Below are 15,575 nucleotides of genomic sequence, written 5' to 3'. Positions count from 1 at the left end.
GATAGCGGCCGTTTTTTCTAGAAAAGATTAACTACTGTTTCAGACGCCAGACACCATCATCGCCACGGCAGGCCTTGGCCAGAATCTGCTCACCGCCGTCTTCGGTAATAGTAACATCGCGGCAGATTTTGTCCTGATTCATATAAGCAGGAGAAGGTGTTGCGCTATATGATTTCCCAGTATCCGGGTTGGTCCAGCTGGAAGTCTGACCGGAATGGTTGTTTTCCAAAGTCTTTGAGACCTGCTGCTCATCTTTTTTATCCCACTCATTACCGACCACATACCCCATGAGCGCACCGATACCCGCTCCAATGGCAGCACCGGAAGCCTTATTCTTAAAGGTAAGCGCACCGATGGTCGCCCCTGCCAGCGCTCCAATTCCGGCACCGGACTGGGCTTTATTGGCACAACCGGAAGCAACAAATAGAATACAAACAATCAGCAGCGGAATCATTTTTTTCATCTGAAAATCTCCTTAGCAAATTTACTTTGAATCACGGAAGCATTCCGGTTTCAGGGTTTTCCTTTTGGTGGAAGTCGCAGCAGAAGGCATGTTCTTCCATGCATGTAGCGGGTTCATGGGGCGACGGCTATGGAAATCGACCCTGCATCCAGTAAAAGCGCCAAAGTAAGGCGGGTAGATAATTCCATTTAACTGTTTAAGCGGAGTCCTGTTTTTCCAGCTCCACATAGGACCGGGTAAAACTGAACGGGTCATAGCCGGACTGTAACCGCTGGTTTTCTTTACCGCGCTGCGCATCTCAGAAGGCGAGTACCAATGAGCCTGACGCAGAGTTGAGGGGGAAGCCCAGGGCCACATCCTGCCGTGGGTGAAAAAATAAATTGAATGACGGTTTAGAAATCCGATGAGAATCCCCCCGGCAGAAACCCTTACGGCCTCTCGCAACATTTCCTCGGGTTCAGAACAGAACTCAAGCACGGTCCAGAGTACAGTGAAATCAAATTCATTATCTGTAAACGGCAGGTGCTCCCCATTGCAAAGATACAGGGAAGCCCGATTGCCTAAACGCTTATGTGCAGCCTCAAGCATCACCGGAGAATGATCCACTCCGCTGACATCGAAACCGCAGCGGTACAGATGATCAAGGAAAAGCCCTGTGCCGCAGCCCACTTCCAGAAGCTTTCTTTTACGGCGTGGCCATCCGGAAATAAGGTGATCCATAAGTCCGAACTCCTGCTCAAGGGCAAACTGCCCGGCAGGGGTTTTGAACCATGTCTCATATTTTTCCGCATCAAAACCGTCCCAAACCATATCTACCTCAAATTTATTCAAACAGTTCTACTCAGACTCTCACGATAAACTCCATGAGTGTTGCGGTCAAACTTTTCCACCTAAACAAAAGACAAGTGCGCCCGGAACATGGAGGATTCCGGGCGCACAGCTGTGGTATGAGGAGAGAGGTGTGTGTTTATATCATGTTAACCGAGGGTAGACTGTAATTTTGGTCAACTTTTCTTATTCTATAGAAGAGACAACTAGGAAAGTCCCTGTCTATTCACCGTTAAGTTCTTCGTAAACCTTACCTACCAGCTTTTCACTGGGAGTCAGGGTCTTTTCACCGGGAGTCCACTTTGCGGGGCAGGCTTCTTCCGGGTGATCCTTGAGGTATACGTTTGCTTCAATCTTACGTACCAGCTCTTCAGCATTACGGCCGACATTGTAGAAGTTGACTTCAGAAGAAACCAGCACTCCGTCGGGGTTGATTACAAAAGTTCCGCGCAGCGCGAGGCCGGTGTTATGATCATACACACCGAAGAAGTCGGAAACTTCGCCGGTGGGGTCTGCTGCCATTTTGTATTTCACATTCTGGAGCAGTCTTTCGTCATTTTTCCAAGCCAGATGTGTGAACTTGGTATCAGTAGAAACTGAAACGACTTCGCAACCCAATTTTTCGAGCTCTGCATGCTTGTCTGCGAGGTCAGCAAGCTCGGTGGGGCAGACAAAGGTGAAGTCAGCCGGATAAAAGAACAGTACCAGCCACTTACCTGCTTTGCGTACGTCTTCAAATTTTACTTCAGTAAATCCGCAATCTTCGGGATCATATGCTTCCATCACAAAGTCAGGAACTGTTTCACCGATTGATGCGGAGGTCAGGACTTCTTCGTAAACTTCTGTGCAACTCATATTCTATCTCCTGTGTGTTTAAATTCAAAATCAATATTTTAATAACATTTTTTTCTCATCTGTTGAACGCAGAGTATGAAAATCTTTTTCACATGTCAACAATAATCGTAATCTTTATCATTAAGTTTTTAAAAGCTTGATTTTATAAGGACTGGACAAGCTAATATTAATGTTTAGTTCATTGCCAAGAAATTTTATTTTAGGTAATTTCCGGTCATCATCAAAAATATGGAGATATAAATGACCAACGAACATGGCTTCAAAGAAATATCACGAGAATATTTAAGTGAACTGAACGGCGAGGCCGTCATCTATGAACACGAGAAAACCGGCGGACGGGTTCTGTCCGTTATTAATAATGATGAAAACAAGACTTTCGGCATCAGCTTCCGTACTCCCCCGGAGAACAGCACCGGACTGCCGCACATCCTTGAACATTCCGTACTTTGCGGATCAAAAAAATATCCGGTCAAAGAACCCTTTGTTGAACTTTTGAAGTGCTCCCTACAGACTTTCCTTAATGCCATGACTTACCCGGATAAAACCGTCTATCCGGTAGCCAGCCCTAACGAACAGGATTTCCGTAACCTCGTTGGCGTATACCTTGATGCTGTCTTCTTCCCCAACCTGACCCCCAACACCCTCATGCAGGAAGGCTGGCATTACGTTCCCGAAGAAGACGGCACACTGAGCTATAAAGGTGTTGTCTTCAATGAAATGAAGGGGGCCTACTCCTCCCCGGACAGCCTGCTTTATGAAGCCACCCAGAATTCCCTCTTCCCGGATATTACCTACGGACTTGATTCCGGTGGTAACCCCGAAGTAATCCCTGAGCTGACTTTTGATGAGTTCATGGACTTTCATGGAAAATACTATCACCCGTCCAATGCTTACGCATTTTTCTACGGTGATGATGATCCGCAGCACCGACTGGCGATGCTCGACGAATACTTTTCTCAGTTCGAAAAAATCGACCCCAAATCCGAGATCGGGGTACAGGCTCCTTTTGAAAAGCCCGTGGCAGTTGAAAAGAAATATGCCGCTTCCGATGACGGTAATCAGAAAGCTATGTTCACCGTCAACTTAGGCATCGGACGCGACCGCGATTCCATGTCAGACCTTGAACTGAGCGTGCTGGAGCAGATCCTCATCGGCCTGCCCTCCTCCCCACTGCGCAAGGCTCTTAATGATTCCGGGCTGGGTGAAGACATGGCCGGCGTCGGACTCGAAAATGAACTGCGCCAGCTTTACTTTTCCACCGGACTCAAAGGAATCAATGCCGAGGACGCACCCAAGGTGGAAGAACTGGTCTTTTCAACACTTAAGGATCTTGCTGCCACAGGTATTGCCCGCGAAGACATTGACGCCGCACTGAACACCATTGAGTTCTCCCTGCGCGAGAACAACACAGGATCATACCCGCGTGGTCTTTCAGTGATGATTACTGCCCTGACTTCATGGCTCTACGATGAACATCCGCTTGAATACGTGCGTTATGAACAGCCTCTGGTAGACCTCAAAGAACGTATTGAAAAGGGCGAAAAGATTTTCGAACCTCTTATCGAAGAGATTTTCCTGAACAACAATTACCGTACTTCCGTACTCCTCACCCCTGACAGTAAAGTCGGACCTGAGCGGGAAGAAAGGGAAAAAGCCAAACTCGCCGCCGCCCGTGCGGATATGGACGATACCGAATACAAAGCAGTGGTCGCCAAGGCTGAAGAACTCCAGAAGGAGCAAGAAGCCCACGATGATCCCGAAGCATTGGCAACCATCCCCCGACTCAAGGTTTCCGACCTCGACAAGGAAGGCAAGGAAATCGTCTGCGAGGAAAAAGGGGAAATGCTTTTCCATGATCTGGATACCAACGGCATCATCTACCTTGACCTTGCCTTTGATTTCGCAGGGCTGGAAGACAAACTGCTGCCCTACCTGCCCCTTTTCGGGCGGGCATTGGTCCAGACCGGAACAAAATCCACTGACTTCGTAACCATGACCAGACGCATGGCTGCAAAGACAGGCGGCATATCCCCGACTTCCATAGTCAGTTCCAAACATGGATTGGACGAAAGCTACACCCGCTTTGTGCTGCGCGGTAAGGCCACTACCGAACGCAGTTCGGATCTCCTTTCCATCATGGGCGAGCTGCTCCGCGAAGCCTCTCTGGACAACAAGGAACGCATCCGCCAGTTGGTACTGGAATCCAAGGCCCGCAAGGAACAGGCTCTTGTCCCCTCCGGTCACATCATGGCTGCAACACGCATGAAAGCCCGTTTCAATGAAGCCGGATACATCAACGAGCTCATGAACGGTATTTCCGGTCTTGATTTTCTGCGTGAGCTGGCTGACCGTGTAGATAATGATTTTGATTCCGTGGTAGCTGATCTTGAAGCTATCCGTACTGCCATCCTTAATCAGGCAAACCTGCTGACCAACGTGACTTTGGACGGAAAGACTTTCGGTTCGCTTGAAAGTTCCATCACTGGTATGGTTTCAGCTCTGCCTGCCGGCAATAAATCCATTGCCACCCGTAACAGACAGGCTTTCTCCAAGGCCGAAGGTCTGTGCATTCCCGCACAGGTCAACTATGTTGCCAAGGGTGCCAATGTTTATGAGCACGGATATGAATATTCCGGCGCAGCGCACGTAATCAGCCGTTATCTGCGCACCGGCTACCTCTGGGATAAAGTCCGCGTACAGGGCGGTGCTTACGGTTCATTCTCCATGTTTGACCGTGCTTCCGGCAGTTTAAGCTTCGTATCCTACCGCGACCCCAACCTGACCCGAACCCTCGACACCTACGACGGTGTTGCCGATTACCTGAACACGCTTGCAGTGAACAGCGATGAGCTGGAAAAAGCCATACTCGGCGGAATCGGGGAAATCGACAACTACATGCTGCCCGATGCCAAGGGATACACCTCCATGGTCCGCCACCTGAGCGGTGAAGATGCAGCCTTCAGGCAGAGTATCCGTGATCAGGTGCTGAATTGCAGCGAACAGGACTTCCGTAACTTCGGAGCAGCAGCCAAGTCAGTGGCTGAACATGGCGATGTAGTCGTACTCGGCAGCAAGAAAGCTATGGAAGAATCCGGCCTTGAACTGGATCTCGTAGACGTATTGTAATAGCTGAGAATATAAAAATAAAAAGCGGCGGAATCGTATTGATACGACTCCGCCGCTTTAATTTCAACAAGCACAAAAAAATCAGGAAGTTAAAAAATAGTAACCATCCCGAATCAGAAATGCAGCGAAAACAAATAGTGCCAATCCTAAGAACCTCATGACCAGCAGGTAGGCTCTACTGGAAAGCAAAGTTTTAAATCGTCCGGCAAGGCAGGCAATTCCTATCTTCACGCCAACAATACAGCCGAAAAATCCCGTCAGGAATAAAATCGGCCCGGACAAACCTTTCTCCCCTGCCCCAAGGATAGTCGGTGCCCCTACAGTGGCCCAGAAAATATATACATGGGGGTTCATGTAGTTGGTCAACATGCCCTTTTTCAAGGAACCGGGATTAACCTCGATCCCCGGCAAGGTAATAGCTTTCGTCCTAAAACAATCGATCCCGAACATAGTGACAACAATTGCCCCGGCAAATGAAACAATGCCCATGAATGCCGGATGAGATTTTATCCACGACATTGCCAGTAGGGAAATACAAAGAATAGGTAAATCCGTAAGCAGTGGAGCAAAAGCAACCTTGATTCCTTCTTTGGGACCATGAGCCATTGCCTGACTTAAAACCAAGGTCAATAATGGACCGGGTGTCATTCCTGCACCGAGACCCAAAGCAGCCCCGGCAGCAAAATATCCTAATATATCTGCATTCATTTCATGAAAATTTGTTTAGATGATTAGTAGTGAAAATGCCGCTTAGCGAAGATATTTTTCTGAAGTCGGCCTAAACTAAATTAAAACATAAGTTACAGCAACTTCGCATGCAAAACAACTTTGTGCTCACCAAAAAAACAAATCATTACAATCTATTATACATTGCCTCTTTAATGGATATATTTAAACTTTAACACTAAATTTCTTACGCGGATGGACGATAGGATTATTAACCACACACAAAAACCATAACCAGTATAGTTGGAAAACAACTCCGGGAGGGGAGATGACTTTCGACAAGACTGACGCTGACAGCCATATGCTGTCCTGTCTACTTACGCCCGAAGAGCAGGCCGCTTCTTTCAATGAAGAGGATTCTGCAGAACGGCGCGAAAAACTCAGCAAGCTCCGCGACCAGATCCGGGCCGGGACCTATCGCCCTGCCATTGGAGAAATCGCCATTAATCTGGTCCGTTCTGAAGCCAAAATCAGCGGTTTTGGCTGATCTAGCGCATTACCACACCATTTTACTTTACCTTCACGCCACATGCATTTAAACTGCCGGGTCTGAAACCGGAGGTATGATGCTAGTTGTAATAAATGTGGATGATCTCGGACTGCATCCGGCTGTTCGCCGTGCAGTGGACAAACTTGCCGAGGCCGGGGTTGTTACCTCGTCCACCACTCTTGCCAATGGTCCGGATTTATCCGAATCCGTACTTTTGCAGGACAAGCATGAAGGATTGGGACTTGGTGCACACTTAAACCTGCTGCGCGGCAAACCCATCTCCAACCCGGACCATATCCCCAGCCTTGTGGATGATGACGGGCTGCTTTTCGGTAACTACAAATCCCTGCTCATGCGCTACCTAAGCGGTCGCATCAAGCTTTCCGAAGTGGAAAAGGAGTGGTCGGCACAGGTTGAATATCTGCTTGACCATAAAATCCGTTTGACCCATTTTGATAGCGAAAAGCACATCCATGCCTGGCCCGGACTCTACAATCTGGCAGGTAAAATTGCCAACAAGTACGGCATCAAGTGGATGCGCCGCCCGTTTGAGCACACTCCCCTGAACCGCTTTGATAAAGGCATGCTGCGTACCCGTTTTCTACAGCTCTGCCTCGGGGCAAGTTTCCCTGATAAGAAGCCGTGCACAGCCGATTGCGTATGGGGAATCGGAGACCAGAAAGAAAATCTGGACCCGCATCTTTTTAAGAAATATGTCGAAACATATCGACCTGAAATAGTAGAAATTGTCTGCCATCCCGGCCTACCGCAAGAGGGCGACGGCCCGCTGCCGTCTGAATTCGGCCCCATGCGGGTGGAAGCCCAGTGGAAAGAAGAATCCGAATCCCTGCTTCATAAGGAATGGCTGGAAATATTTAAAGAACTGGGGGCGACCCCTGTCAACTACGGGCAGATTAATCCCCGTAGCGGAGAGATTAAATAATGATGAAAGCTGAAGAATGTAAAAGAGAGATCGAAGTCAGCATTGTCACTCCCATGCACAATGAAGAAGGTTGTGTTCGTGAATTCCACAAACGCATAACTGCCGCCCTGCAGGGGATGAATACCACTTATGAAATCCTGCTGGTTAACGACGGTTCCACCGACAGCACTGAATCCATCATCCGCGAACTTGCCGCAGACGACCCCAACCTTAAGGGAGTTATGCTCGCCCGCAACCGTGGGCAATGTACCGCAATCTACGCCGGAATTCAGGAAAGTAAAGGATGCTATGTAGTTATCATGGATGGCGACCTGCAACACAAGCCCGAAGAAGTACCGTCTCTAATTGAGGAGATCCGCAAGGGCTACGACCTTGTTTCCGGCTGCCGCACCAACCGTGGCGAGTCCATGATCAAGCGCAAACTGCCCAGCAAAATCGCCAACTACCTCATGCGCGCAACCAGCGGCTGTCAGGTAAAGGATATGGGCGGCCTTTCTGTACTCAAGGGCAAACTGGCCCGCTCCATGACCCTGCGTGAAGGCCAGCACAGGCTCATCCCTGCTCTGGTTTACGGCATGGGCGGTTCCACTTCCGAGGTACCCATTTCCGCTCCCCCGCGCTTTGCCGGAGAAAGCCATTACGGGCTGTCACGCTCAATCGATGTCCTTTTCGACATCGTCATGCTCTGGTTCCAGTCCTCATTCAAGCAGCGCCCCATTTACCTTTTCGGACGTATCAGTCTGCTCATGTTCATGCTTGCCTCGCTTGTAATGGTCTGGCTGCTCTATGAAAAAGTTTTCTTCGGAGTCCACATGGGCACCCGCCCCCCATTCATGGGCTGCATCCTGCTCTACCTGAGCTCACTGGGCTTCATGTCCACAGGATTCATCCTTGAATCGCTGGCCAACACCTATGACGCTGTCATGGGGACGAAAACGTATCAGATACGGGAAGTTGTTGAGAAAGAGTAAGCTCTTTTAAAAATTGAATAAAAAACGGGTCAGTTGAAACTTTCAACTGACCCGTTTTTTATTCATAAATATGAGAATACTATCAGAAAACTGCACATATACACCATCCTTACCCTTGTCTAGGTAGGCAGCAATATGACAGAATTGATTTTCACATTGAAATTTATCATCTAAAATTCAGCTGGAGTACTACCGCAAGTGCCTGACGATAAGATACAATTACATTTCGCAACCAACATTGAATTTCCCTACAATATAAATTTCCTTTCACCGACATTGGACTGGGCCTCTGCCGCCGCCACTTTGGTTGGAGCCCAGAAAGACGAATTGAATAAATTGCGCCTTGCCCTTGAGGAAACACTGGCCTTTTTGATTGAGGCCTATCCTGATGCCGAGGAATGGGAATTAATCAAAGTAAGATTTCAATTTACCACTGACGGGGTCGTGCACTTTATTATCGCAAACAGCGGCCCCCCGATACACTTGGATAAGCTTGCTGGATACAATCCCCTTAACCCTACAGATAACAACTTGAACGGACTATGGTACTTGCTGGTACGCGAAGCAGTGGACAATTGCCAATTCCAATCTCTTGGAAAAGAGGGATGGAGAATTGACATTAATCACCAGCTCTCCGCCCCCGTCTTTGAGCTACGCAAGAAGCAAAAAGACAATGTTCCAGAAGGGAAATTAGCATTTTCATGCCGAAAAGCCGTCCCTGACGATGCACCGCAGCTCATGAATTTGGTTCACGAAACTTATCGTTATTCGTATTTGGATGAAACATACTACCATCTAGACAAGCTGCGAGCCGCCATTGAAAATGGAAAGGCAATTCCAGTCATAGTGGAAACACTTAATATTATTACCGGTCTTGTAACATTTAGCCGCTTAACTAACGAATGCGTTTCTATGGGCGCATTCATGGGAAGTAGAGCATTCATCCACACCCGTTCTGCAATGACACTTTTCAGAGAGAGTAGAAAGGTGATAAGCGAGAATAGACTTGGAGCCGAGATATATTACTGTACCAATGTCACTACGCATACGGGATCGCAAAAGGCCAGCCAAAAGGCAGAAGGAGGGTGCACCGCACTCATACTCTCCTGTACCCCCACAACGGATTATCGAGGCATGGGCATCAAAATATCCGAAAGGGAGACAGTAGCCATGTATTCATGGCTGAAGGCCGAACCGAAATTCAAAACAATGTATCTTCCCGAACAGCATCATCAGGTTATGCGCCCGCTGCTCGCCCAAATTGGATGCGAGCCAACCTTCAGGAGCGAATATGAATCTCTCGCATCGTCAGATACATCTTTTACCGAACTCCAATTTTCTCCCATGCAAGGCTTCGCCATGCTCCTTTTAGATAGGACAGGAAAAGACTGGGACTCACAGTTACGAAAAAAATTCTTCTCGTGGACAAAGATACGTACTGTATCCATATCAATCCCGGCATGGAAAACACTTCCTCCCTGCCTCGATGAAAAAATGGCGAAACTCAATGGAGTCTTTGTCGGCTGTCACTTCCTGTCAAGCTCAAAGCCTTACCTTATATACATGCTTTTGTCGGAGCAGATCAACTTTGACGCAATAACGCTACTCGACCCCTTGGCGGTTAATCTGAAAAAACACATTCAAAGATTATATGAGGAACTACTCTATCTTCCATCTTTAACTAGTGAACAGGCCTGCTAGAATTAACGATAAAGGCTAATAGTTATTTCTTCTTAGGTGGATAAACCAGCAAGACAACCCTGCGGTTGCGCTTCTGGTTGGCGGGAATGGCATTACCATTATCATCTTCATTGGGATAGGCGGGCGCTGTGTCAGCCATGCCCAGTACCTTGATGCGGGACTTACTGAAGCCATGATCAAGAAGGTAACGAGCGACGGCACTAGCCCGGGCAGAGGAAAGCTCCCAGTTTGAAGGGAACTGCTTTGAACGCATGGGGATGTTGTCTGAATGACCTTCGACAACAACTTGATAGGGAGACTTCGCAAGGGTCGGCGCAATCTTAGCCAGCACCCTTTCAGCTCCGGGAGTCAGGTCCGCCTGTCCGCTTGGGAAAAAGAAACCGCCCTTAAGCACGATAGCTACAGAATCGGGACGCATCTTAATCTTAAGGGCATCAGATTCCCGTCCTACAAGACGAGCCATTTCCAGTTGCATTTCAAAAATATTGCGCTGCTGATCACTGATCACCCTGCGGGCAACCGGAGCACCTTCAAAAGTATCTGCCTCACCTTTAGGAGGAACTGGTACTCCCATGGCTGAAGCCAGCGAATCGGAAACATCCTTATACTTTTTCTGATCCACATCGGCGATAGCCAGCAAAAGCACAAAAAAACAGAGTAGCAGAGTCATCATATCTGCCAAAGTAAGGGCCCAGCCGCCCTCCTCTCCGCCCTGTGCGGGCTTTTTCAGGCTGAAATCATCCGACATAAATTTTTCCGCCTACTTCTTAGCCTTAACGGTAGCCCACTTACGCGGGGGCAGGTAACCCTTAAGCTTATCCATGACGATAGCTGACGGGGTTTTATCCTTAATGAACAGAATACCGTCACGGATAACCCGCATGAGCAGGGTAATCTCGTCAATGCGTTTCTCAACCTTAATAGCGATGGGCATAAAAAGCATGTTGGCGAAAAGAGCGCCGTAGAGAGTTGTGGTCAGTGCTGTTGCCATGGCCGGACCGATGGCGGCAATGTCAGCACCCATGCCCTGCATCATGGCGATGAGACCGATCAGGGTCCCGATAATGCCGAAGGCCGGAGACAGTGTGGACATGGTCCGGTAAATCCCGGCAGCACTGTATTCCTGCTCATGATACTGCTGGATACGGTTATCGAGAATCTCTTTAATCTCTTCCTTGGAGTATCCGTCCACAAGCATCTGCAACCCTTCACGCAGGAAGTCGTTTTCGATATTTTTAAGACTGCCCTCAAGATGTTCCTCTCCTTTGCTGGCTACATCCTTGGAAAGACCGACAATAACGTTGATGTAGTTTTCAAGAGGAAGTTCATCTGCACCCATAGCCATCATGAAAACCCCAAGCACACGCATTACTTCACGCAGAGGGTAACAGATGAAAGTGGAGGCAATAGTTCCCCCGCCGACGATGGCGATACCGGGGATATTGATAAACACACCCACTGAATCAGTGGAGGTGTAAGTGGCAACCATAAGGATGGCGATACCGAAGAAGATACCGATTATGGTGGCTATATTCACTTTTTATCTCCCCCTTTAATTTCCCGGACCATTTCAAACAGCTCGGTGAGAACATCTTCGGCCTCAGTCTCATCCACGTTATCGCGGACCTCATCCTGCACAATCTTGGCGATTTTCTTGGCGAGGTTTGCCAGAATCTTCTTACGGGCGTCATCCTCGGCAATACTCATCAGCACGCCGAGCTTGTGGTAACCAAGACGGTTGAACACTTCCTTGAGAGTGGCGTTGTCCACGTAGACGATATCTTCGATGTCCTCCAACTCTTCAATGGACTTCTTCTTTTTCTTAACCTTGCTGAAGTAATCAGGTTCTTTTTCAGATGCCCAGTCACTTACCTTGTTCCGGTCAAACATGAACATGGTTTCCGGGAAGTCTTCCTGTGCAATTTTTTTGTAGATGATCTTGGGATCACTATCCAGCATTTCAGAAATTTCATAGATATCCACAATCTGCAGCTCAGATGTGGGAGTATAAGCGGTCTGCTGCAATTCCTTGAACAGGTTGTTGGCAACTTCAAGAAAATTGTCAGGATCGGAAATCTGGATAAAACGATCAGGAAAGGCTTTTCCGGTACGGAGATCAATGGCGTCGATAATCTTCAAGCTTTTGAGCTTGCTGATTACTGCGTCTATCTCATTTTGAGAAACGAGAATAATACTGCGAATTGTTTTACAGAGCTTGTTGTAATCAAGACCGAGATCATGATTTCGTTCCTTGCGTGCCTGCTCGCGGTCCATGCTGATGTGGGTCCGGTAGGCAAGATCAAGGATATTGCAGATACTGGTAAAATTGCTGCGATGCCCCTTGGCGGAAATCATTTCACCGGTACGGTGCAGCCGTTTTACCAACAACCGGGTCATGTACTGTACAGTACGCGGGCACTGATCCAAAAGTTTGAGAATGATCTGATCGGTAAGGATCACAAGGTCGCAGTACTCGGCAGCTTCGGCATTGGCGGAACGGGTTCCCTTGGAGATAATGCCCATTTCACCGAAGATTTCGCCTTCCCCGAGACGGGCAAGAATGATCTTTTCATTATTCTGGACTTTATAGATGTTCACTGCGCCTTTTTTGATCATATAGGCGACAGAACTCTCCTGTCCTTCCTTGAAAATTTCCTGCCCCTTGTAAAAGGACTTGATGTTAGGACTGCTGGACCCCATTAAGAAACTCCCCTCAATATTGCCCTTTTCCGGGCGAGAAATAAAAACTCACAAATAACAGCTCAGAACCTGAAGCCTGATACCATCGGAAATTGAACTTCCCCTGTGGTTATAAAAACAGCAACAACACATATTATCATATATTAGATCAGGATAAAGAACAATACGCTCAGGATTTATCTTCAAGGATACCAGAATGAAGCATTAATGATACAAGCATTTGCTATTAAGAAACCGGCTCCTTTTTAATCTCAGTTTAATTGTTTACCTTGTAATTGAAATACTGCTAAGCTGACCTCAGGCTTGAGCAAGGCCCAGTAATAAATGATTAAACCTACTTCAGGAACTGACATGGAATGGAATCTCTTATTTGGACACCTCGCGGTAGTAGGCGGTTTTTTGCTGGCTGCAATTCTGGTTATGTCCATCCTGCGTAAACAACGCACATCATCAGCTGCTTTTGCATGGTTGCTGGCAATTTTCTTTGTACCATACGTCGGAGTTCCCTTTTACCTCATCTTCGGAGGACGGAAGCTCAAACGGGATGCCCACACCAAAGAGGACATCCATCTTGAAGTACAGGAAACAATTCCCGCAAAAGAATCCGATCCCATTGACGTCATGCTGCGTGAATACGGAATCCCCGGAGCAACCAGCGGCAATAAAGTTCAACTCTGCCCTACTGGCATCGACATCTATAATGAGCTGGTAAAACTCATTGAAAACGCCGAACACCAAATCCTGATTACCACCTTTATCCTCTCCCGGGACGATGTAGGTAAAGACATTGTGGAAAGGCTGGCCCGTAAAGCCGAGTCAGGAGTTACGGTACGGCTGTTGCTGGATGATATAGGCTCCATGTTCACCTCCCGCCGCTTCCTGAAAAATCTTATCGATAACGGCGGCAAGGTTGCCTATTTCATGCCCCTTTTCCGCGCGCCGTTTCATGGTAACAGCAACTTGCGCAACCATCGCAAAGTAGCCATCGCCGACCAGAAAATAGTGCTGGCCGGGGGAACAAATATCGCCAATGAATACATTGGACCAGAGCCATGCGAAGACCGCTGGACTGACCTTTCCTTTGTATTGCAAGGTCCTGCGGTACGCCATTACATAGAAGTTTTCCAATCCGACTGGCTCTTTGCACATGGAGAAAAAGTTAACATCATCCCACCCTGCACTAAAGGATCTGCGATCAGCGGGGAAGGGGTCATGCAGGTTGTTCCTTCCGGGCCTGACGTCCCGCGCGACCCCGTTCACGATGCCCTGCTCACCGCAGCTTTCACTGCTGAAAAACGGCTCTGGATAGTTACTCCCTACTACGTTCCTGACGAAGCTCTTGCACAGGCCCTGAGACTGGCCGCTCTACGCGGTGTGGACCTGCGGGTGGTAGTTCCGGCAAAATCAAACCACAAATTGGCTGACCTTGCCCGTGGTACCCACCTGCGTGATCTGGAAGAATGCGGCGGACGGGTGGTAAAATATCCCCACATGGTCCACGCCAAGGTTCTTGTTGTCGATGATCGACTGGCAGTTGTCGGGTCGGCAAACATGGATATGCGCAGCTTGTTTCTCAACTATGAAATAGTCATGTTCACCTATTCCGAAGCTGATGTTAAGCCGGTCAGCGACTGGGTTCAGGGGCTTATTGACGTAAGCACCGAGGGAACTGTTCCTGTAGGAATGGTCCGTGACACCATTGAAGGAGCGGCAAGACTGGTCGCCCCGCTACTTTAAGCGGAATTCATTGACCTCACACGGAGCGGAACTTACCATATAGATATGGGAAAACTGACTCTGATTTTATTCTTTACTATTCTGCTGGTCCTTGGTTTCGCAGCTAGCTGCTTTGCCTGGGGTCCGGGTGTGCACATGGCCATCGGCAATGCTGTGCTTTCCAATACCATGCAGCTTTCCGATACCGTGGCAAAGCTGCTTCTTTCCAACTCAACGCTCTTCCTTTACGGTTGCTTGAGTGCGGATATTTTCATCGGTAAAGGCAGCAAAGCCAAACGATTGCACAGCCACAACTGGCAGACCGGATTCAATCTGCTGGATGAATCCGATGATGATCACCTGAAAGCTTATTCTCTGGGTTACCTTTCCCATCTGGCAGCAGACATAATTGCTCACAACTATTATGTACCCAACCTCATGCCGCAGGCTCCATCCGGCGGTAGGTTGAGCCATGTCTACATAGAAATGCTTGCTGATGACCGGGTCGACTGGTCAGCACAAGAAGCAGCCCGTCTTTTCCGCAAGGCCAATCAGGATGCAGACTTTAATTTGCGCAAACACATGGATGCCAAGAAATACAGCTTCCTGTTCAAGAAAAAGGTATTCCATCAGACCATCGGACTGCTGGAATACAAGGCAGTCAGCAAGTCCCTGAAAATTTCTAAAAAAGTAGTCCCGGCCTTTCGCCAAGCCTACCTGCGTTCCATCATCGACTATTCATACCGACTGGTGGTGGACATGCTCAACTCTCCCCAGAATGCTGTGGCCTTGAATTTTGATCCCATAGGCGCAGAAAATATAGCCCTAGCAAAGAAAGATAACAGCTGGAAAACGGCCCTCAAGCGTAATGTTCCTTTCTCTCCACGCTTTGAAGTGGACGGAAGGATTACTGAGCTGCCCAGAGTTGCCGGAGTTGGGGCAATGTTTAAAGCAAGTACCAAAACCTCTGCTACCAATAATTTATCGCCTTAGACTGGACAGCCCGCAAAACATCTGAATTTTATTCAGACACATCACAGAATTACCGCCTAAAAA

Annotated in this window: 14 protein-coding genes; 7 read left to right on the top strand and 7 right to left on the bottom strand. The window is 48.2% G+C overall.

Annotated elements, in window-relative coordinates:
- Positions 1-31: 31 nt before the first annotated feature.
- The 3 genes from ACNI23_RS15540 to ACNI23_RS15530 all read right to left on the bottom strand — a co-directional run bounded on the left by ACNI23_RS15540 (position 32) and on the right by ACNI23_RS15530 (position 2,146).
- Entirely contained in the window at positions 32-463 is a 432-nt protein-coding gene (locus ACNI23_RS15540) for an RT0821/Lpp0805 family surface protein (RefSeq protein ID WP_420250054.1), read from the bottom strand.
- A gap of 21 nt (positions 464-484) precedes the next feature.
- Positions 485-1,294, bottom strand: a complete 810-nt coding sequence (locus tag ACNI23_RS15535) for a class I SAM-dependent methyltransferase (protein WP_420250053.1) — start codon at positions 1,292-1,294, stop codon at positions 485-487.
- Between the two features lie 219 nt (positions 1,295-1,513).
- Positions 1,514-2,146 (bottom strand): peroxiredoxin, encoded by a 633-nt coding sequence (locus ACNI23_RS15530; protein ID WP_420250051.1) that lies wholly within the window; start codon positions 2,144-2,146, stop codon positions 1,514-1,516.
- A 240-nt stretch (positions 2,147-2,386) separates the two neighbouring features.
- Between ACNI23_RS15530 and ACNI23_RS15525 the strand changes: the two genes are divergently transcribed.
- On the top strand, positions 2,387-5,272 hold the full coding sequence (locus ACNI23_RS15525) for an insulinase family protein (RefSeq protein ID WP_420250049.1): 2,886 nt from the start codon (positions 2,387-2,389) through the stop codon (positions 5,270-5,272).
- 81 nt (positions 5,273-5,353) lie between these two features.
- Here the strand turns inward: ACNI23_RS15525 and ACNI23_RS15520 are convergent, their stop codons facing one another.
- Positions 5,354-5,980 carry a LysE family transporter gene (locus tag ACNI23_RS15520; RefSeq protein WP_420250047.1) on the bottom strand — a complete coding sequence of 209 codons (627 nt, stop codon included), beginning with the start codon at positions 5,978-5,980 and terminating at the stop codon, positions 5,354-5,356.
- Positions 5,981-6,266: 286 nt separating this feature from the next.
- Here ACNI23_RS15520 and ACNI23_RS15515 point away from each other — a divergent pair, with 286 nt between their 5' ends.
- The 4 genes from ACNI23_RS15515 to ACNI23_RS15500 all read left to right on the top strand — a co-directional run bounded on the left by ACNI23_RS15515 (position 6,267) and on the right by ACNI23_RS15500 (position 10,103).
- Positions 6,267-6,485 carry a flagellar biosynthesis anti-sigma factor FlgM gene (locus ACNI23_RS15515; protein WP_012765628.1) on the top strand — a complete coding sequence of 73 codons (219 nt, stop codon included), beginning with the start codon at positions 6,267-6,269 and terminating at the stop codon, positions 6,483-6,485.
- Between the two features lie 79 nt (positions 6,486-6,564).
- Positions 6,565-7,431 (top strand): ChbG/HpnK family deacetylase, encoded by an 867-nt coding sequence (locus ACNI23_RS15510; protein ID WP_420250045.1) that lies wholly within the window; start codon positions 6,565-6,567, stop codon positions 7,429-7,431.
- A complete protein-coding gene (locus ACNI23_RS15505; RefSeq protein WP_420250044.1) occupies positions 7,431-8,402 on the top strand; it encodes a glycosyltransferase in 972 nt (323 codons plus the stop codon). The genes ACNI23_RS15510 and ACNI23_RS15505 overlap by 1 nt, the downstream gene beginning before the upstream one ends.
- Positions 8,403-8,600: 198 nt before the next feature.
- The gene (locus ACNI23_RS15500) at positions 8,601-10,103 is read left to right on the top strand and encodes an ATP-binding protein (protein WP_420250043.1); all 1,503 of its coding nucleotides are present in this window, start codon (positions 8,601-8,603) and stop codon (positions 10,101-10,103) included.
- Positions 10,104-10,125: 22 nt separating this feature from the next.
- Here the strand turns inward: ACNI23_RS15500 and ACNI23_RS15495 are convergent, their stop codons facing one another.
- The 3 genes from ACNI23_RS15495 to ACNI23_RS15485 are packed head-to-tail and all read right to left on the bottom strand — an operon-like array spanning position 10,126 to position 12,803.
- The gene (locus ACNI23_RS15495) at positions 10,126-10,851 is read right to left on the bottom strand and encodes an OmpA/MotB family protein (protein WP_420250041.1); all 726 of its coding nucleotides are present in this window, start codon (positions 10,849-10,851) and stop codon (positions 10,126-10,128) included.
- Between the two features lie 12 nt (positions 10,852-10,863).
- The gene (locus ACNI23_RS15490) at positions 10,864-11,640 is read right to left on the bottom strand and encodes a motility protein A (RefSeq protein ID WP_420250039.1); all 777 of its coding nucleotides are present in this window, start codon (positions 11,638-11,640) and stop codon (positions 10,864-10,866) included.
- Entirely contained in the window at positions 11,637-12,803 is a 1,167-nt protein-coding gene (locus tag ACNI23_RS15485) for a cyclic nucleotide-binding domain-containing protein (protein WP_420250037.1), read from the bottom strand. The genes ACNI23_RS15490 and ACNI23_RS15485 overlap by 4 nt, the downstream gene beginning before the upstream one ends.
- A gap of 351 nt (positions 12,804-13,154) precedes the next feature.
- On the opposite strand from ACNI23_RS15485, the gene ACNI23_RS15480 reads away from it, so the two are divergent.
- Positions 13,155-14,540: a phospholipase D-like domain-containing protein gene (locus tag ACNI23_RS15480; protein ID WP_420250036.1), complete on the top strand. Its 1,386-nt coding sequence runs from the start codon at positions 13,155-13,157 to the stop codon at positions 14,538-14,540.
- A gap of 45 nt (positions 14,541-14,585) precedes the next feature.
- Positions 14,586-15,512 carry a zinc dependent phospholipase C family protein gene (locus tag ACNI23_RS15475; RefSeq protein WP_420250034.1) on the top strand — a complete coding sequence of 309 codons (927 nt, stop codon included), beginning with the start codon at positions 14,586-14,588 and terminating at the stop codon, positions 15,510-15,512.
- Positions 15,513-15,575 lie beyond the last annotated feature (63 nt).

This window comes from Maridesulfovibrio pacificus (SeqCode) (assembly GCF_048612815.1).
In the GTDB taxonomy this organism is placed as follows: Bacteria; Desulfobacterota; Desulfovibrionia; order Desulfovibrionales; family Desulfovibrionaceae; genus Maridesulfovibrio; species Maridesulfovibrio pacificus.
This window is presented reverse-complemented; position numbering and strand designations above follow the sequence as displayed.